Raw genomic sequence first — 18,963 nt, 5'->3', positions numbered from 1 at the left:
GGGCACCGAGATGGTGATGCCCGGCGACAACGTGACGATGAACGTGTCCCTGATCGTTCCGATCGCGATGGAAGAGAAGCTGCGCTTCGCTATCCGTGAAGGCGGCCGCACCGTCGGCGCCGGCATCGTGTCGAAGATCGTCGAATAATTGACTTTGAAAGGCGGCGGCCTGAGTAGGCTGCCGCCCCTCATTGCCCGCAAAATCCTCTTGAAGAAATTTTCGATTGGAGCTAATGGGCACTCGGGCTTGGGATGAGCCCTGAGCATGATCCCCAAAAGGTACAGACCTCCAGGTAAGATCATGTTGAAAGTAGGGGTATAGCTCAGTTGGTAGAGCGACGGTCTCCAAAACCGTAGGTCGCGGGTTCGAACCCTGCTGCCCCTGCCAGTTTCTCAGGTTCGGCCGGAAAGAGCGCATGCTTTTGAAGCGGACTGGGCCTTGATATAGTTGGTTTGCACGCGATTGGATGGCGGTAAATCAGCGTTCGTATGGGATTGTATCAACAGGCAAGCCGAAGGGCTTGTTTTTTGTTGGAATCAGTTCTATGTAAAGTCAACAGACACGCGGTGCGTGGAGCTGTCTATGCAGCTCACGCGCCGCATACGTATGAGTGCGGTTGACCGATTCGGTCATTATGGCGGAATTATAGTCCGGTAATGATTGATGTTTGGTTGTCTGGCTTCATGCGTACACATAGCTAGAGCGGCAGATGGCATCCAAAACGAATCCGATCACTTTCTTTCAGCAGGTTCGTGCCGAAACGGCCAAGGTGACCTGGCCGACGCGGCGTGAAACCGTGATTTCCACAATTATGGTGATCGTGATGGCCTTCCTGGCTGCGGCGTTCTTCTTCGCCGCCGATCAGCTTATGGCCTATGTCGTAGAGCTGTTGCTGGGTCTCGGACGCTAACGAATATACGGGAGAGCTCGGGATGACTGCGCGCTGGTACATTGTGCACGCCTATTCGAATTTCGAAAAGAAGGTGGCCGAGGACATCGAGAACAAGGCTCGCCAGAAGGGTCTTTCTCATCTTTTCGAAAAAATCCTGGTTCCGACCGAGAAGGTCGTCGAGGTGCGCCGCGGTCGCAAGGTCGATGCCGAGCGCAAGTTTTTTCCGGGCTATGTGCTTGTCCGCGCCGATCTGACTGACGATGCCTATCATCTGATCAAGAATACGCCGAAGGTGACGGGCTTCCTCGGTTCGGATTCGAAGCCTGTTCCCATTTCCGACCGCGAGGCCGAGCAGATTCTGATGCAGGTGCAGGAAGGCGTCGATCGTCCGAAGCCCTCCGTTTCGTTTGAAATCGGCGAGTCGGTGCGTGTCTCGGATGGTCCCTTCGCTTCGTTCAACGGCATCGTGCAGGAAGTGGACGAAGAGCGTTCACGCCTCAAGGTGGAAGTTTCGATCTTCGGGCGCGCGACGCCTGTCGATCTCGAATTCGGTCAGGTGGAGAAGCTCTGACCATTGCATGATCCTGAAAAGTCTAGGGCTTTTCGAGTAACGTCATGCAGAAGGAATACGGTCCGTCAGGATCGTTGCCGCGCAAGCGGCGAAGGCGGGTTCCGATTAAAGGAGCCATGCCGAAGGTGGGAGGGGAGGTGGCTTTAGCCGGCCATTGAACCGAACCACCGAACTGCCCGCCGGTCTCCGGCGACGTTCACAATGCCGGATAATCCGGCGAAATTGAGAAGTGCCGGTTTTCCGGCTTGTAAATGAAGGCAGAAGCTCATGGCTAAGAAAGTTGCAGGCCAGCTGAAGCTGCAGGTGGCTGCTGGGGCGGCGAATCCTTCGCCCCCGATCGGTCCCGCGCTCGGTCAGCGTGGCATTAACATCATGGAGTTCTGCAAGGCGTTCAATGCCGCCTCGCAGGATATGGAAAAGGGCTCGCCCGTTCCCGTCGTGATCACCTATTATCAGGACAAGTCTTTCACTTTTGTGATGAAGACGCCTCCTGTGTCTTATTTCCTGAAAAAGGCCGCGAACCTCAAGTCTGGTTCGAAGGAGCCAGGCAAGGTGTCCGCCGGAACGATCAGCCGCGACAAGGTGCGCGAGATCGCCGAGAAGAAGTTGAAGGACCTGAACGCGGCTGACGTTGAAGCTGCCATGCGCATGGTCGAAGGTTCCGCCCGTTCGATGGGCCTGGAAGTGGTGGGCTGAGACGATGGCGAAGATTGCAAAGCGTATTGCCAAGCTGCGTGAAGGCGTCGACCGCAACAAGCTCTATGACCTGACGTCGGCCATCGGCCTCGTCAAGGAGCGCGCCACCGCCAAGTTCGATGAAACCATCGAAGTCGCGCTGAATCTGGGCGTCGATCCCCGCCACGCGGACCAGATGGTTCGCGGCGTCGTTAACCTGCCGAACGGCACGGGCCGCGATGTGCGCGTCGCCGTGTTCGCCCGTGGCGACAAGGCTGAGGAAGCCAAGAAGGCCGGAGCCGATATCGTCGGCGCCGAGGATCTCGTCGAGATCGTCAATGGCGGCACGATCGATTTCGACCGCTGCATCGCCACCCCGGACATGATGCCGCTCGTCGGCCGTCTGGGTAAGGTGCTCGGCCCCCGCGGCATGATGCCGAACCCGAAGGTCGGCACCGTCACCGTCGATGTCGCCGGTGCGGTCAAGGCTTCGAAGGGCGGCGCTGTCGAGTTCCGCGTCGAGAAGGCCGGTATCATCCATGCCGGCGTCGGCAAGGCCTCTTTCGACCCCAAGGCCCTGGAAGAGAACATCAAGGCGTTCGCCGATGCGGTTCTCAAGGCGAAGCCTGCCGGTGCGAAGGGTGAGTACCTGAAGCGCGTGGCGATTTCGTCCACCATGGGTGTCGGCGTGAAGGTCGACCCGTCGACCGTCAAGGTCACCTGATAAGTAGATTTGGCTTTCAAGTGTAAGATCTTGAAAGTCGGAAAGAATTCCGGGCCTTGAGCAATCAGGGCCCGGATCGCCGGGGGAAACCCCGGTTGTCCTGTCCGAGATTGCAGGCGGCTTGCCTTAATATTCAAAGCCTGCATGAGACGTGGAATGACCGAATTCTCCGGGGTCTCCCCGATGGATGAGGTTTGAACCGTAGTTGCCTTTGGTCCGCCCCGCCGTTCGCGGTGGGAGGCGAAAGGGGGCAGGATCCTCGAGCGTCGTTCGGGTGGTCCTTTTGGAAAACCCGTTCGACAAAGGCAAACCGGCGGGGACGCATGATGCGGTCCCGTCAACTGGAGAGAGACAGTGGAAAAAGCGGAAAAGCGCGAATTCGTCGCGTGGCTGAACGGGGTCTTCAAGGAGTCCGGTTCGGTCGTCGTGGCCCACTATTCCGGTCTCACCGTGGCGCAGATGAACGATCTTCGTTCCAAAATGCGCGCTGCCGGTGGCACCGTTAAAGTCGCGAAAAACCGCCTTGCCAAGATCGCTCTTCAGGGCACGGAATCGGAAGGCATGGCTGATCTGTTCACCGGACAGACGCTCGTTGCCTATTCGACCGATCCGATTACGGCTCCGAAGGTGGCCGTCGAGTTCGCCAAGGGTAACGACAAGCTCGTCATCCTCGGCGGTGCAATGGGGTCCACGACGCTGAACGCCGATGGCGTCAAGTCGCTTGCCTCGCTGCCGTCGCTCGACGAACTGCGCGCAAAGCTGGTTGGTATGATCCAGACCCCGGCTCAGCGTCTCGCAGTGCTCACCAGCGCGCCGGCGGGCCAGATCGCCCGCGTTATCGGTGCCTATGCCCGGAAGAACGAGGCGGCGTAAGGCCGTTTCTCGCTGCTCTTTAAGTTCAAACCTCGTAAAGGAAATCTAAAATGGCTGATCTCGCAAAGATCGTTGAAGACCTGTCCAACCTGACCGTCCTGGAAGCCGCTGAGCTGTCCAAGCTTCTCGAAGAGAAGTGGGGCGTTTCGGCCGCTGCTCCGGTTGCCGTTGCCGCTGCTGCCGGCGGTGGGGCTGCCGCTGCTCCGGTTGAAGAGAAGACCGAGTTCGACGTCATCCTCGCCGATGGCGGCGCTCAGAAGATCAACGTGATCAAGGAAGTCCGCGCCATCACCGGCCTCGGCCTCAAGGAAGCCAAGGACCTCGTCGAAGGCGCTCCGAAGCCGGTCAAGGAAGGCGTGTCGAAGGACGAAGCCGAGAAGATCAAGGCCCAGCTCGAAGGCGCTGGCGCCAAGGTCGAACTCAAGTAAGTTCGGCGAAAAAATTCGGCGGATGGGCTTTCCATCCGCCGGTTTCCGCCTGTTTAGGCACCGGAAATATGGTCTTTCCGGGGTTAAAACTGGGCAAAAGGCGGGAAGAGAAGTGGTGCTGAACCCTTTTCCTGACAGTTCGGGGGCTGTCAGGAAACGGGTTTTGTCCCGTTTAGATGACCAGAGGCCGCAAGGCACGAAACAGCCGCAAGGCGATAGAACGAGGAGCGACGATGGCTCAGACCCACTCTTTTAACGGTCGTAAGCGCGTACGCAAGTTTTTTGGCAAGATTCCCGAAGTCGCGGAGATGCCGAACCTGATCGAGGTTCAGAAGGCGTCCTACGACCAGTTCCTCATGGTCGAGGAGCCTGAAGGCGGGCGTCCGGACGAAGGCTTGCAGGCGGTTTTCAAGTCGGTCTTTCCGATTGGAGACTTTTCCGGCGCCTCCATGCTCGAATTCGTCAAATATGAGTTCGATGCGCCGAAATTCGACGTTGATGAGTGCCGCCAGCGCGACCTGACCTATGCCGCGCCGCTGAAGGTGACGCTGCGCCTTATCGTGTTCGATATCGACGAGGATACGGGCGCCAAGTCGATCAAGGACATCAAGGAGCAGGATGTCTACATGGGCGACATGCCGCTCATGACCGACAACGGCACCTTCATCGTCAACGGCACCGAGCGCGTCATCGTCTCGCAGATGCACCGTTCGCCGGGCGTCTTCTTCGACCATGACAAAGGCAAGTCGCACTCCTCGGGCAAGCTGCTGTTCGCCGCCCGCGTCATCCCCTATCGCGGTTCCTGGCTGGACATCGAGTTCGACGCCAAGGACATCGTCTACGCGCGTATCGACCGCCGCCGCAAGATCCCTGTGACGTCGCTCCTGATGGCGCTGGGCATGGATGGCGAGGAGATCCTCTCGACCTTCTATAACCAGGTCGTCTACACGCGCGACGGCGACAATTGGCGCATCCCGTTCTCCGTCGACCGTTTCAAGGGCATGAAGGTCCTGACCGACCTCATCGATGCCGATACGGGCGAGGTTGTGCTCGAGGCCGGCAAGAAGCTGACGGCGCGCGCCGCCCGCCAGCTCGCCGAAAAGGGCCTGAAGGCGATCAAGGCGACCGAGGACGACCTCTTCGGCAGCTATCTGGCCGAGGATATCGTCAATTACGAGACGGGCGAAATCTTCCTCGAAGCCGGTGACGAACTGGACGAGAAGACGCTGAAAATCCTGCTCGACACGGGCGTGGACGAGATCAAGGTGCTCGACATCGACCATGTCAATGTCGGCGCTTACATCCGCAACACGCTTGCCGCCGACAAGAACGAGAGCCGCCAGGACGCGCTGTTCGACATTTACCGCGTCATGCGTCCGGGCGAGCCGCCCACGATGGACACGGCGGAAGCCATGTTCCATTCGCTGTTCTTCGATGCTGAGCGCTACGACCTCTCCGCGGTCGGCCGCGTCAAGATGAACATGCGTCTCGACCTCGACGCCGAGGACACCGTCCGCGTGCTGCGCAAGGAAGACATCATCGCGGTCGTCAAGACGCTCGTCGAGCTGCGTGACGGCAAGGGCGAGATCGACGACATCGACAATCTCGGCAACCGCCGTGTGCGTTCGGTCGGCGAATTGATGGAAAACCAGTACCGCGTCGGCCTGCTGCGCATGGAGCGCGCGATCAAGGAGCGCATGTCGTCGATCGAGATCGACACCGTCATGCCGCAGGACTTGATCAACGCCAAGCCGGCGGCTGCCGCCGTGCGCGAGTTCTTCGGCTCCTCGCAGCTCTCGCAGTTCATGGACCAGACCAACCCGCTGTCGGAAATCACTCACAAGCGCCGCCTGTCGGCTCTTGGACCCGGCGGTCTGACCCGCGAGCGCGCCGGCTTCGAGGTGCGCGACGTGCACCCGACGCATTATGGCCGTATCTGCCCGATCGAGACGCCGGAAGGCCCGAACATCGGTCTCATCAACTCGCTCGCCACCTTCGCGCGCGTCAACAAATACGGCTTCATCGAAAGCCCGTACCGCAAGATCGTTGACGGCAAGGTGACCTCCGAGGTTGTCTATCTCTCGGCTATGGAAGAAGCCAAGCACTATGTTGCCCAGGCCAACGCCGTGCTCGGGCCCGATGGCAGCTTTACCGACGAGTTCGTCGTTTGCCGCCATGCCGGCGAAGTCATGATGGCGCCGCGTGAAAACGTGGACCTGATGGACGTGTCGCCGAAGCAGCTCGTGTCCGTCGCCGCGGCGCTCATCCCGTTCCTCGAGAACGACGACGCCAACCGCGCGCTCATGGGCTCGAACATGCAGCGTCAGGCCGTGCCGCTGGTGCGCGCCGAGGCGCCGTTCGTCGGTACCGGCATGGAGCCGATCGTGGCCCGCGACTCCGGCGCTGCGATTGCCGCCCGCCGCACGGGCATTGTCGATCAGGTCGATGCGACCCGTATCGTCATCCGCGCGACGGAAGATCTCGATCCGGCCAAGTCCGGCGTCGATATCTACCGGCTGCAGAAGTTCCAGCGTTCGAACCAGAACACCTGCATCAACCAGCGTCCGCTGGTTCGCGTCGGCGACCGCATCCAGAAGGGCGACATCATCGCCGATGGTCCTTCGACGGATCTGGGCGATCTGGCGCTCGGCCGCAACGTGCTCGTCGCGTTCATGCCGTGGAATGGCTACAACTACGAGGACTCGATCCTTCTGTCCGAGAAGATCGTGTCGGATGACGTCTTCACCTCGATCCATATCGAGGAATTCGAAGTCGCCGCCCGCGATACCAAGCTTGGACCTGAGGAAATCACGCGCGATATTCCGAACGTTTCGGAAGAAGCGCTGAAGAACCTCGACGAAGCCGGCATCGTCTATATCGGCGCCGAAGTGCATCCGGGCGACATTCTCGTCGGCAAGATCACGCCGAAGGGCGAAAGCCCGATGACGCCGGAAGAGAAGCTTCTGCGCGCCATCTTCGGCGAGAAGGCGTCTGACGTCCGTGACACCTCCATGCGTATGCCCCCCGGGACCTACGGCACGGTCGTCGAAGTGCGCGTCTTCAACCGCCACGGCGTGGAGAAGGATGAGCGCGCCATGGCCATCGAGCGCGAGGAGATCGAGCGTCTCGCCAAGGACCGTGACGACGAGCAGGCGATCCTCGACCGCAACACCTACACCCGTCTGGCCGACGTGCTTGACGGCAAGGCTGCCATTGCGGGCCCCAAGGGCTTCAAGAAGGGCACGACGGTCACCCGCGAGGTCCTGAGCGAATATCCGCGTTCGCAATGGTGGCAGTTCGCCGTCGAGGACGAGAAGCAGCAGAGCGAGATCGAAGCGCTGCGCAACCAGTATGACGACTCCAAGAAGCTGCTCGAGCAGCGCTTCATGGATAAGGTCGAGAAGGTGCAGCGCGGCGACGAGATGCCTCCCGGCGTCATGAAGATGGTCAAGGTCTTCGTTGCCGTGAAGCGCAAGATCCAGCCGGGCGACAAGATGGCCGGCCGTCACGGCAACAAGGGTGTCGTGTCGCGCATCGTGCCGGTCGAGGATATGCCGTTCCTTGAGGACGGAACCCATGCCGATATCGTGCTGAACCCGCTCGGCGTGCCGAGCCGCATGAATGTCGGTCAGATCCTCGAAACGCATCTTGGCTGGGCCTGTGCGGGCATGGGCAAGAAGATCGGCGAGCTGCTCGAGGCCTATCGCGCTTCCGGCGACGTGAAGCCGCTGCGCCAGACGATCGAGCACATCATCCCGGACAACGACCGCAACGAGCCGGTTCGTGAGTACGACGATGAGAGCATCGTGCGCCTGGCCGACCAGATGAAGCGCGGCGTGTCGATTGCCACCCCCGTCTTCGACGGCGCGCATGAATCCGACATCAATGCGATGCTGGAAGATGCGGGTCTGGCGACTTCGGGTCAGGTCACGCTCTATGACGGGCGTACCGGCGAGCCGTTCGACCGCAAGGTGACCGTGGGCTACATCTATATGCTGAAGCTCCACCACCTGGTCGACGACAAGATCCACGCCCGTTCGATCGGACCTTACTCGCTCGTCACCCAGCAGCCGCTGGGCGGCAAGGCGCAGTTCGGCGGTCAGCGCTTCGGCGAAATGGAGGTCTGGGCGCTCGAGGCTTATGGCGCGGCCTACACCTTGCAGGAAATGCTCACCATCAAGTCGGACGACGTGGCGGGCAGAACCAAGGTCTACGAGGCCATCGTGCGCGGCGACGACACGTTCGAGGCGGGCATCCCCGAGAGCTTCAACGTTCTCGTCAAGGAAATGCGCTCGCTGGGCCTCAATGTCGAGCTCGACAACACCCGCGAACTGCCCGCGCCGCAGCAGGACGCGCTGCCCGACGCGGCGGAATGAGGATGAAGAGGTGAGGGGCGTTGCTGCCCCTCGCTTGGCCCTTTGGCTTATGAGAGATGGAGTAGGGGAGTAAGGGAGTATGGGAGTATGTTTTTGAGGACATATTCCCTTACTCCCCTATTCTCTTACTCCCCTTCCGAGCGCAGCGAGGGCGTCACGGAATTCAAACGGGGGTTACGAAGGACCCCGATAAGGAGAACGGCATGAACCAAGAGGTCATGAATCTTTTCAATCCGCAGGCTCCGGCGCAGACCTTCGATTCCATCCGGATTTCGATCGCGTCGCCAGAGAAGATTCTCTCCTGGTCCTACGGTGAGATCAAGAAGCCGGAGACGATCAACTATCGCACGTTCAAGCCCGAACGCGACGGTCTCTTCTGCGCGCGCATCTTCGGCCCGATCAAGGACTATGAATGCTTGTGCGGCAAGTACAAGCGCATGAAATATAAGGGTATTATCTGCGAAAAGTGCGGCGTGGAAGTCACGCTGTCGCGCGTGCGCCGCGAGCGCATGGGCCATATCGAGCTCGCTGCCCCCGTCGCCCATATCTGGTTCCTGAAGTCGCTGCCGAGCCGCATCGGCACGCTGCTCGACATGACGCTGAAGGATATCGAGCGCGTCCTCTACTTCGAGAACTATATCGTCACCGAGCCGGGCCTCACCTCGCTGAAGGAGCATCAGCTCCTTTCGGAAGAGGAATATCTGATGGCCGTCGACGAGTTCGGCGAGGACCAGTTCACGGCGCTCATCGGCGCGGAAGCCATCTATGAGCTTCTGGCCTCGATGGACCTTGAGAAGATCGCCGGCGACCTGCGCGCGGAGCTTGCGGACACCACGTCCGAGCTCAAGCAGAAGAAGCTGATGAAGCGGCTCAAGATCGTCGAGAACTTCCTCGAATCCGGCAACCGCCCGGAGTGGATGATCATGAAGATCGTTCCGGTCATCCCGCCGGATCTGCGCCCGCTCGTGCCGCTCGATGGCGGCCGTTTCGCGACGTCGGACCTGAACGATCTCTATCGCCGCGTCATCAACCGTAACAACCGCTTGAAGCGCCTCATCGAACTGCGCGCGCCCGGCATCATCATCCGCAACGAGAAGCGCATGCTTCAGGAAGCGGTCGATGCGCTGTTCGACAATGGCCGCCGCGGCCGCGTCATCACCGGCGCCAACAAGCGTCCGCTGAAGTCGCTCTCCGATATGCTCAAGGGCAAGCAGGGCCGCTTCCGCCAGAACCTGCTCGGCAAGCGCGTTGACTATTCCGGCCGTTCGGTTATCGTGACCGGCCCCGAGCTGAAGCTGCACCAGTGCGGCCTGCCGAAGAAGATGGCGCTCGAGCTGTTCAAGCCCTTCATCTACGCCCGCCTCGACGCCAAGGGTTACTCCTCGACCGTCAAGCAGGCGAAGAAGCTGGTCGAGAAGGAGAAGCCTGAGGTCTGGGATATCCTCGACGAGGTCATCCGCGAGCATCCGGTGCTGCTCAACCGCGCACCGACGCTGCACCGCCTCGGCATCCAGGCTTTCGAGCCCATCCTGATCGAAGGCAAGGCGATCCAGCTGCATCCGCTCGTCTGCACGGCCTTCAATGCCGACTTCGACGGCGACCAGATGGCCGTTCACGTGCCGCTGTCGCTGGAAGCGCAGCTCGAAGCCCGTGTGCTGATGATGTCGACCAACAACATCCTGCACCCGGCCAACGGCCTGCCGATCATCGTGCCGTCGCAGGACATGGTTCTCGGCCTTTATTATCTGTCGATCATGGCGGAGAACGAGCCGGGGCAGGGCATGGCCTTTGCCGATATGGGCGAGCTTCTGCACGCCATCGAAAGCAAGGCGGTGACGCTGCACACCAAGATCAAGGGCCGCTTCAAGACCGTCGATGCCGAGGGCAAGCCGGTGTCGAAGATCTATGACACGACGCCGGGCCGGATGCTCATCGGCGAGCTTCTGCCGCGCAACCCGAACGTGCCCTTCGACATCTGCAATCAGGAGATGACGAAGAAAAACATCTCCAAGATGATCGACCTCGTCTACCGCCATTGCGGCCAGAAAGAGACGGTTATCTTCTGCGACCGCATCATGCAGTTGGGCTTCGCTCATGCCTGCCGCGCCGGCATTTCGTTCGGCAAGGACGACATGGTTATCCCGGATGCCAAGGCCCGCATCGTTGCCGAAACCGAGGCGCTCGCCAAGGAATACGAGCAGCAGTACAATGACGGTCTGATCACCCAGGGCGAGAAGTACAACAAGGTCGTGGACGCCTGGGGCAAGGCCACCGAGAAGGTGACCGAGGAAATGATGGCGCGCATCAAGGCGGTCGAATTCGACCCCGAGACGGGCCGCCAGAAGCAGATGAACTCGATCTACATGATGTCGCACTCCGGCGCCCGCGGTTCGGTGAACCAGATGCGCCAGCTGGGCGGTATGCGCGGCCTAATGGCCAAGCCGTCGGGCGAGATCATCGAGACGCCGATCATCTCGAACTTCAAGGAAGGCCTGACCGTGAACGAGTACTTCAACTCGACCCACGGCGCCCGTAAGGGTCTGGCGGACACCGCCTTGAAGACCGCGAACTCCGGCTACCTGACCCGCCGTCTCGTCGACGTGGCGCAGGATGCCATCATCTCGGAAGTGGATTGCGGCACCGAGAAGGGCCTCACCATCCAGCCGATCGTCGATGCCGGCCAGATCGTCGCTTCGCTCGGCCAGCGCGTCCTCGGACGTACCGCGCTTGACGATATCCTGCACCCGACGACGGGCGAGATCATCGTTGAGGCGGGCCGCATGATCGAGGAGCGTGACGTCGATATCATCGAGAAGGCTGGTATCCAGACGATCCGCATCCGCTCGGCGCTGACCTGCGAAACCCGCTCGGGCGTCTGCGCCAAGTGCTATGGCCGTGACCTGGCGCGTGGTACCCCCGTCAACCAGGGCGAGGCCGTGGGCGTCATCGCGGCGCAGTCGATCGGCGAGCCGGGCACCCAGCTCACCATGCGTACCTTCCACCTTGGTGGCACGGCGCAGGTGGTGGACTCCTCCTATCTCGAAGCGAGCTATGAGGGCACGGTGCAGATCCGCAACCGCAATGTGGTGCGCAACTCCGACGGCAATCTCGTCGTCATGGGCCGCAACATGGCGATCCTCATCATCGATGCCTCCGGCAAGGAGCGTGCGGTCCATCGCGTGACCTACGGTTCTCGCCTGTTCGTGGATGAGGGCGACACGGTGAAGCGCGGCCAGCGCATCGCCGAGTGGGATCCGTACACCCGTCCGATCATGACGGAAGTCGAGGGTATCGTCGAGTTCGAGGACATGGTCGACGGCCTGTCCGTGCAGGAAACGACCGATGAATCGACCGGCATCACCAAGCGCGTCGTTATCGACTGGCGTTCGACCCCGCGTGGCTCCGACCTGAAGCCCGCCCTTGTCATCAAGGACAAGAACGGCAAGGTCGCGAAGCTTTCCAAGGGCGGCGATGCCCGCTTCCAGCTCTCCGTGGAGACCATTCTCTCCGTCGAGCCGGGCGCGCATGTGAAGGCCGGCGACGTCATCGCCCGTCTGCCGATGGAAAGCGCCAAGACCAAGGACATCACGGGCGGTCTGCCGCGCGTGGCGGAACTGTTCGAGGCACGCCGTCCGAAGGATCACGCCATCATCGCCGAGATCGACGGCACGGTGCGGTTCGGCCGCGACTACAAGAACAAGCGCCGCATCATCATCGAGCCGAACGACGACACGATCGAGCCGGTGGAGTACCTGATCCCGAAGGGCAAGCCGTTCCATCTGCAGGATGGCGACGCCATCGAGAAGGGCGACTACATCCTCGACGGCAACCCGGCGCCGCATGACATTCTGGCGATCAAGGGCGTGGAGGCGCTGGCTTCCTACCTCGTCAACGAGATCCAGGAAGTCTATCGCTTGCAGGGCGTGTTGATCAACGACAAGCACATCGAGGTGATCGTTCGCCAGATGCTGCAGAAGGTCGAGATCACCGAGTCGGGTGACTCCGGCTACATCGTCGGCGATCATGTCGACCGCATCGAGCTCGACGAGATCAACGAGAAGCTGGTCGAGGAAGGCAAGCAGCCTGCTTCGGGCAACCCGGTGCTGCTCGGCATCACCAAGGCCTCGCTGCAGACGCCGTCCTTCATCTCCGCCGCGTCGTTCCAGGAGACGACCCGTGTCCTCACCGAGGCGGCCGTCGCCGGCAAGGTCGATACGCTGCAGGGCCTGAAGGAAAACGTTATCGTCGGCCGCCTGATCCCCGCCGGCACCGGCGGCCAGGTCGCCCAGATCCGTCGCATCGCCACCGCGCGCGACGAGCTGATCATCGACGAGCGCCGCAAATCGAGCGGCGCCGAGACGGCCAGCGCCATGCTGACCGACATGACCGGCAAGGCAGCCGAGTAAAAAACCCAAAAAAGCCGCCTCCGGGCGGCTTTTTTATTGGCGTTGATCAGGTGGCAACCGCCACCACCCCATTCCGCACGATACGGAGAATGTCACCCAGCGCCGAGCGTATCAGCGGCCAGGGAAAGTCCGTGCAGTCCTCGAAATATTCGCCCTCGCGCAAGGCAGCATCGAGCTTGCCCGCTACGCCTGCAGTGTCGTGGCGGGCGTGGCCGTCAGGGCGTCCAGCAGTCCCTGCTCTCGGGTAGCGGCAATCCGCTCCGCTTGCCTGGCGGCGGATAGCCGATGCGTTCATCCTCGGCGTCCCAGCGAGCCCAATGGGCGGCAAGTTCAGCCTCGGCCTCGACGCGGATATCGGAAGGCGGGGTCGGGTCCGAAATAATCCCCGATATTGCCCTGCCACCAGATTGAGAAGGTCGCATCTTCATCCGGCAGATAGACCTTCGCATGCGGAAAGCCGATGGTTTGGACCAGTTGAGTCTCGAGACGCTGCTGCTTCTCGCACAAAGCGGCGGTGTCGAGACAGACGGTCTTTCACGCGCGCCAGAGTTCCATCGCTGGGTCGGGAGCGGCATTAGCCGCCAGCGCCTCGGTTGCGTCCGCGCCATGTTCAACCGACAACATCGCCGCGGTCGCCATCGTGCCCGTCAGCAACATCCGACGCGTGACGGAGGGCAAAGTCGTGTTATTGTCAGAATCAACCATGATCTGAGCTCCTAAACAGCTTGATTGTGGTCAGGCCGGGCGGAGTGTCGGCGCACTCTGCTCGGTCGCAAATCGACAAATCTAGTTTACGTACATACCGTACATTACGGAATAGCCCATTATCAAACCCATCAAATACCCCCGAGTTAAAAACGGAACGCTTTGAGTTGCGCCTGTCGGCTGAACTGCTGGCAAGGATCGATGGCTGGCGTCGCAGCCAATCCGATCTTCCTACTAGATCGGAGGCAGTACGACGTTTGGTGGAATTGGGACTAAACTTCGAACAATCGTCCGACGGCTCTAACGGGCATTGAAAAAGCGATGCTGCCTGTGCAGTGCCGAATGGCCCGCGCTGCGCTTCGCTTGGGAATGCTGGAGCTAGCAAAGCTGGCCGAAGTCTCGACCAACACGATTGTCCGGTTCGAGCGTGGAGAGGAGCTGAAGCAGACAACTGTTGATCATCTGCGCAGCGTTTTAGAGGGCGCTGGCAGTTCATCCCGGATAATGGCAGCGGACCGGGCGTGCGGTTAGCGAAGAAACTCGCGCCTTGATAAGGGACGGAGGAGATGAAAGGCCGTGTCAGCCTTTGCTGCGGCTGGTTGGTTCGGGTCGAATGTAAAGCAACGCTTGACAGCTACATGTAAAGCGCTACCTTACGTCAATAATCAGGTCTTTCAGAAGTAAGGCGCTCGAAGAACTCTGGAGCAAAGGCCGGACGGCGAAAATCGATGCCAAGATGCATCGCCGCATCCTTCGCCGTCTTGATGCGCTGAATATAGCCCAACAGCCGGAAGATATGAATGTTCCTGGTTTCGAGTTCCACGCTTTGAAAGGCTTCAACCCGGTTCGCTATACCGTCCATGTAAATAGGCCATGGTGCATTACATTCGAGTTCGAAGATGGCCACGCCTGCCATATCGATTTCGAGCAATATCACTAGGAGGCTTCAATGACTGAGTACGCTGCCATTCGTGATCCAAACCGGTGCCCGACGCATCCGGGTGAGTTGCTTCGTGAAGATATCATCCCCGCCGTTGGAAAGTCGAAGACCGAGATCGCCCGGTTGCTCGGAATTTCCCGGCAGCAGCTCTATGACATCCTCGATGAGCGCCGCCCGCTCACGCCCGCTATGGCGGTTCGTATCAGCAAGATGTTTGGGGGAAGCGCGGAGTCCTGGGTGCGTATGCAGGCTGCGCATGACACTTGGCACGCGGAGCGGGAAGTGGATGTCTCGCATATTCCCACGCTGCACGCCGCGTGATCGGCAGCGCCTTCTTCTCTGTGCGCCGGCGATCACGCGTCAAATCTTCAACGCGCTGCGCGCCCTATCACTCGTCTCCCTCGAACTCGATCAGCGCCGCCTCTCCGCTGAGGGCCGTCTTCCAGGCGCTCTTGTAGGGCTCTTCCTCTGGCTCCTCGGTTATGGTTCCGACCTCGGTCACTTCCGCTTCCTCGTAATCCTGGTCGGCGAGGATGTTGAGCGCCGTGGTCACGATGTCTTCCTCGCCGCCGGCCGTCAGGAGCAGATGCACGAGGATGGGATCGCTGTCCTTGTCTTTCCAGACATCGGCAATGATGAGGAAAACCTCTTTCGGTGTATTCGCGTTGGGCGCCATGGACGATTCTTTCTTTTGTGGCGGTTGCGAGGGTGAGTCTATTCCGATTTCCATGACAGAATAAACAGGAACTGGCAGTTACAACCGAAATAATGGGTTGAATCCGGCTCACGCATGACCATATTCTGTCGCGGCGGGTTTGAACTGCACGTTTTCCGGCCTTTTCGGCTAAATTCTTAACCTCCGGACTTGACGCGGAGCGGGGGAAGACGTATCAGCAGCCCATCTGAGCCGATGTGAGGCTGGCTGTTTCGGAGCGACGCGCTCTGGAGTTCGTCTCAAACAGGGTTCGTTTTACGACCGACATGCAACATTGCTGTGCGCATGAAGCGATGAGCTTCCTCTGCTTTTGTTCGGGCGAGCCGCTGAAAAGGCGGTTTTAGCCCGATCTTGTGCATGATCATGGCGGTGGAACGGCCCTTGTGGGGCAGAGATACGAGATTGTAAAAGAGGAAGGTTGAATGCCTACCGTAAACCAGCTGATCCGCAAGCCGCGCACTGCGCCGGTGAAGCGCAATAAGGTTCCCGCCCTCCAGGCGAACCCGCAGAAGCGTGGTGTTTGCACCCGCGTCTACACGACGACCCCGAAGAAGCCGAACTCGGCGCTGCGTAAAGTCGCCAAGGTGCGTCTGACCAATGGCTTCGAAGTCATCGGCTATATCCCGGGTGAGGGGCATAACCTGCAGGAGCACTCGGTTGTCATGATCCGCGGCGGCCGCGTCAAGGACCTGCCCGGCGTGCGCTACCACATCATCCGCGGCGTGCTCGATACGCAGGGTGTCAAGAACCGCAAGCAGCGCCGCTCGAAATACGGTGCGAAGCGTCCGAAGTAATTTTCCGGGGATACCGGCCGCCGCAAGGCGAGTTGAGCCCGATGTAATTAGAAAGACTTGAATTATGTCCCGTCGCCACAGAGCAGAAAAGCGTGAGATCAACCCGGATCCGAAGTTCGGCGATCTTGTCATCACCAAGTTCATGAATGCCGTCATGCTGCACGGCAAGAAGTCGATCGCCGAAAAGATCGTCTATGGCGCGCTTGAGTCCGTCGAGGCCAAGACGAAGCAGGAGCCGGTCGCGCTGTTCCATCAGGCGCTGGACAATGTCGCTCCGCACGTCGAAGTCCGCTCCCGCCGCGTCGGTGGCGCCACCTATCAGGTGCCGGTCGATGTTCGTCCGGAGCGCCGTCAGGCTCTTGCCATCCGCTGGCTCATCAATGCCGCTCGTGGCCGCAACGAGACCACGATGGTCGACCGTCTGTCCGGCGAGCTCATGGATGCCGCCAACAATCGCGGCTCGGCTGTGAAGAAGCGTGAAGACACGCATCGCATGGCGGAAGCCAACCGCGCATTCTCGCATTACCGCTGGTAATCATCGAACCTGTTCAAAGAGGCAGCCACCATGGCCCGCGAATATAAAATCGAAGACTACCGTAATTTCGGTATCATGGCGCATATCGACGCTGGCAAGACCACGACGACCGAGCGCATCCTGTACTACACCGGCAAGTCGCACAAGATCGGCGAAGTCCATGACGGCGCCGCGACGATGGACTGGATGGAGCAGGAGCAGGAACGCGGCATCACCATCACGTCGGCTGCCACGACCACCTTCTGGCAGGGCCGTGACGGCAAGAAGCGCCGCTTCAACATCATCGACACCCCGGGCCACGTGGACTTCACCATCGAGGTCGAGCGTTCGCTCCGCGTTCTCGACGGCGCGATCGCGCTGCTGGACGCCAATGCCGGCGTCGAGCCGCAGACGGAAACCGTCTGGCGTCAGGCTGAGAAGTATCATGTCCCGCGCATGATCTTCGTCAACAAGATGGACAAGATCGGCGCCGATTTCTACCGCTCGGTGGAGATGGTCAAGACCCGTCTCGGCGCCAAGGCGCTCTGCATGCAGCTGCCTGTCGGTGCTGAGAATGAGTTCAAGGGCGTTATCGACCTGATCGAGATGAAGGCGCTGATCTGGCGCGACGAGACGCTGGGCGCTGCCTGGGACGTCGTCGAGATCCCCGCCGACATGAAGGAAAAGGCCGAAGAATATCGCGAGAAGCTGATCGAGACCGCTGTCGAGGTCGATGAAGCTGCGATGGAAGCTTATCTCGAAGGCAACATGCCGTCGAATGACGAGCTGCGCGCGCTGATCCGCAAGGGCACCTGCAACGTCGAATTCCATCCGGTTTTCTGCGGCTCGGCCTTCAAGAACAAGGGCGTACAGCCGCTGCTCGACGGTGTGGTGGACTATCTGCCGTCGCCGGTCGACGTGCCCGCCATCAAGGGCATCGACGCCAAGACCGAAGCCGAGACGACGCGTGAATCCTCCGACGATGCGCCGCTGTCCATGCTCGCCTTCAAGATCATGAACGACCCGTTCGTCGGCTCGCTGACCTTCTGCCGCATCTATTCCGGCAAGATGACCAAGGGCGTGTCGCTCGAGAACACCGTCAAGGGCAAGCGCGAGCGCATCGGCCGTATGCTGCAGATGCACTCCAATTCCCGTGAGGATATCGAAGAAGCCTTCGCTGGCGACATCGTCGCTCTGGCCGGCCTCAAGGAGACCACCACCGGCGATACGCTCTGCGATCCGCTGAAGCCTGTCATCCTCGAGCGCATGGAATTCCCGGAGCCGGTCATCGAGATCGCGATCGAGCCGAAGACCAAGGCCGACCAGGAAAAGATGGGCATCGCGCTCAACCGTCTGGCCGCCGAGGATCCTTCCTTCCGCGTCAAGTCGGACGAAGAGTCGGGCCAGACCATCATCGCCGGCATGGGCGAGCTGCATCTCGACATCATCGTCGACCGTATGCGCCGCGAGTTCAAGGTCGAGGCGAATGTTGGTCAGCCGCAGGTTGCCTACCGCGAATCGATCACCAAGGCTGCCGAAATCGACTACACCCACAAGAAGCAGTCCGGCGGTTCGGGCCAGTTCGCCCGCGTCAAGATCATCTTCGAGCCGCATGAAGGCGACGATTTCATCTTCGAATCGAAGATCGTCGGCGGATCGGTTCCGAAGGAATACATCCCGGGCGTTCAGAAGGGTATCGAGAGCGTCATGGGCGCAGGTCCGCTCGCGGGCTTCCCGATGCTTGGCGTCAAGGCGACGCTCATCGACGGCGCTTACCACGATGTCGACTCCTCGGTTCTGGCCTTCGAAATCGCGGCTCGCGCCGCGTTCCGCGAAGGTGCGCAGAAGGCTGGCGCCCAGCTCCTCGAGCCTATCATGAAGGTCGAGGTTGTGACGCCGGAAGATTACGTCGGTGACGTGATCGGCGATCTGAACTCCCGCCGCGGCCAGATCTCGGGCACGGAAGCCCGTGGTATCGCCACGGTCGTCAACGCGATGGTTCCGCTGGCCAACATGTTCGGCTACGTGAACACGCTGCGTTCGATGAGCCAGGGACGCGCCCAGTACACCATGCAGTTCGACCATTATGAGCCGGTTCCGACCGCGGTCGCACAGGAAATCCAGAAGAAGTTCGCGTAACCTGTTCGGTTCCGCTTGATCCACAAATGCCCGAGCAGGCTAAAATTACGGAGTAGCTCAAATGGCGAAGAGTAAGTTTGAACGTACGAAGCCGCATGTGAACATTGGCACGATCGGTCACGTCGACCACGGCAAGACGTCGCTGACGGCAGCGATCACGAAGTATTTCGGTGAGTTCAAGGCGTATGACCAGATCGACGCCGCTCCGGA

17 protein-coding genes, 1 tRNA gene and 1 pseudogene are annotated in these 18,963 nt (G+C 60.3%); 16 read left to right on the top strand and 3 right to left on the bottom strand.

The genetic code is table 11. From position 1 onward, the window contains the following. From tuf to rpoC, 10 genes and pseudogenes are all read left to right on the top strand, one after another. Positions 1 to 148: pseudogene (gene tuf, locus ACOWVG_RS19070) on the top strand (elongation factor Tu); the annotation flags it as partial. A 164-nt stretch (positions 149 to 312) separates the two neighbouring features. Continuing rightward, positions 313 to 388 (top strand) — tRNA-Trp (locus ACOWVG_RS19065). Positions 389 to 710: 322 nt separating this feature from the next. Beyond that, positions 711 to 911, top strand: a complete 201-nt coding sequence (gene secE / locus ACOWVG_RS19060; RefSeq protein ID WP_110754669.1) for a preprotein translocase subunit SecE — start codon at positions 711 to 713, stop codon at positions 909 to 911. 22 nt (positions 912 to 933) lie between these two features. Continuing rightward, a complete protein-coding gene (nusG, locus tag ACOWVG_RS19055) occupies positions 934 to 1,464 on the top strand; it encodes a transcription termination/antitermination protein NusG (protein ID WP_420963957.1) in 531 nt (176 codons plus the stop codon). Positions 1,465 to 1,731: 267 nt separating this feature from the next. Further along, positions 1,732 to 2,160 carry a 50S ribosomal protein L11 gene (rplK, locus tag ACOWVG_RS19050; protein WP_420963955.1) on the top strand — a complete coding sequence of 143 codons (429 nt, stop codon included), beginning with the start codon at positions 1,732 to 1,734 and terminating at the stop codon, positions 2,158 to 2,160. A gap of 4 nt (positions 2,161 to 2,164) precedes the next feature. Beyond that, positions 2,165 to 2,863, top strand: a complete 699-nt coding sequence (gene rplA, locus ACOWVG_RS19045) for a 50S ribosomal protein L1 (RefSeq protein ID WP_420963954.1) — start codon at positions 2,165 to 2,167, stop codon at positions 2,861 to 2,863. Between the two features lie 354 nt (positions 2,864 to 3,217). Beyond that, positions 3,218 to 3,736, top strand: coding sequence for a 50S ribosomal protein L10 (rplJ, locus tag ACOWVG_RS19040; RefSeq protein ID WP_420963953.1), 519 nt, complete (start codon positions 3,218 to 3,220; stop codon positions 3,734 to 3,736). 50 nt (positions 3,737 to 3,786) lie between these two features. After that, positions 3,787 to 4,164, top strand: coding sequence for a 50S ribosomal protein L7/L12 (rplL, locus tag ACOWVG_RS19035; RefSeq protein WP_420963952.1), 378 nt, complete (start codon positions 3,787 to 3,789; stop codon positions 4,162 to 4,164). 233 nt (positions 4,165 to 4,397) lie between these two features. Beyond that, complete coding sequence (gene rpoB, locus ACOWVG_RS19030) at positions 4,398 to 8,540, top strand: DNA-directed RNA polymerase subunit beta (RefSeq protein ID WP_420963951.1); 4,143 nt, start codon at positions 4,398 to 4,400, stop codon at positions 8,538 to 8,540. 203 nt (positions 8,541 to 8,743) lie between these two features. Continuing rightward, positions 8,744 to 12,946: a DNA-directed RNA polymerase subunit beta' gene (gene rpoC / locus ACOWVG_RS19025; protein WP_420963950.1), complete on the top strand. Its 4,203-nt coding sequence runs from the start codon at positions 8,744 to 8,746 to the stop codon at positions 12,944 to 12,946. A gap of 46 nt (positions 12,947 to 12,992) precedes the next feature. Here rpoC and ACOWVG_RS19020 read toward each other — a convergent pair whose 3' ends face one another. Beyond that, entirely contained in the window at positions 12,993 to 13,241 is a 249-nt protein-coding gene (locus ACOWVG_RS19020; protein WP_420963949.1) for a hypothetical protein, read from the bottom strand. A gap of 239 nt (positions 13,242 to 13,480) precedes the next feature. Beyond that, a complete protein-coding gene (locus tag ACOWVG_RS19015) occupies positions 13,481 to 13,651 on the bottom strand; it encodes a hypothetical protein (RefSeq protein WP_420963948.1) in 171 nt (56 codons plus the stop codon). 661 nt (positions 13,652 to 14,312) lie between these two features. On the opposite strand from ACOWVG_RS19015, the gene ACOWVG_RS19010 reads away from it, so the two are divergent. Further along, a complete protein-coding gene (locus ACOWVG_RS19010) occupies positions 14,313 to 14,591 on the top strand; it encodes a type II toxin-antitoxin system RelE/ParE family toxin (protein ID WP_420963958.1) in 279 nt (92 codons plus the stop codon). Positions 14,592 to 14,600: 9 nt separating this feature from the next. Then, the gene (locus tag ACOWVG_RS19005) at positions 14,601 to 14,912 is read left to right on the top strand and encodes a HigA family addiction module antitoxin (protein WP_420963947.1); all 312 of its coding nucleotides are present in this window, start codon (positions 14,601 to 14,603) and stop codon (positions 14,910 to 14,912) included. A gap of 67 nt (positions 14,913 to 14,979) precedes the next feature. Here the strand turns inward: ACOWVG_RS19005 and ACOWVG_RS19000 are convergent, their stop codons facing one another. Then, positions 14,980 to 15,267 (bottom strand): hypothetical protein, encoded by a 288-nt coding sequence (locus ACOWVG_RS19000; protein ID WP_420963946.1) that lies wholly within the window; start codon positions 15,265 to 15,267, stop codon positions 14,980 to 14,982. Between the two features lie 461 nt (positions 15,268 to 15,728). Between ACOWVG_RS19000 and rpsL the strand changes: the two genes are divergently transcribed. From rpsL to ACOWVG_RS18980, 4 genes are all read left to right on the top strand, one after another. Further along, complete coding sequence (rpsL, locus tag ACOWVG_RS18995) at positions 15,729 to 16,100, top strand: 30S ribosomal protein S12 (RefSeq protein WP_002964366.1); 372 nt, start codon at positions 15,729 to 15,731, stop codon at positions 16,098 to 16,100. A 64-nt stretch (positions 16,101 to 16,164) separates the two neighbouring features. After that, positions 16,165 to 16,635 (top strand): 30S ribosomal protein S7, encoded by a 471-nt coding sequence (rpsG, locus tag ACOWVG_RS18990; protein WP_420963945.1) that lies wholly within the window; start codon positions 16,165 to 16,167, stop codon positions 16,633 to 16,635. 30 nt (positions 16,636 to 16,665) lie between these two features. Further along, complete coding sequence (gene fusA, locus ACOWVG_RS18985; protein WP_420963944.1) at positions 16,666 to 18,753, top strand: elongation factor G; 2,088 nt, start codon at positions 16,666 to 16,668, stop codon at positions 18,751 to 18,753. 61 nt (positions 18,754 to 18,814) lie between these two features. Next, positions 18,815 to 18,963 (top strand): GTP-binding protein (locus ACOWVG_RS18980; protein WP_375677306.1); only part of this gene is annotated, 149 nt, incomplete at its 3' end.

It is taken from the genome of Brucella sp. IR073, assembly GCF_049065735.1.
Taxonomy (GTDB): domain Bacteria; phylum Pseudomonadota; class Alphaproteobacteria; order Rhizobiales; family Rhizobiaceae; genus Paramesorhizobium.
This window is presented reverse-complemented; position numbering and strand designations above follow the sequence as displayed.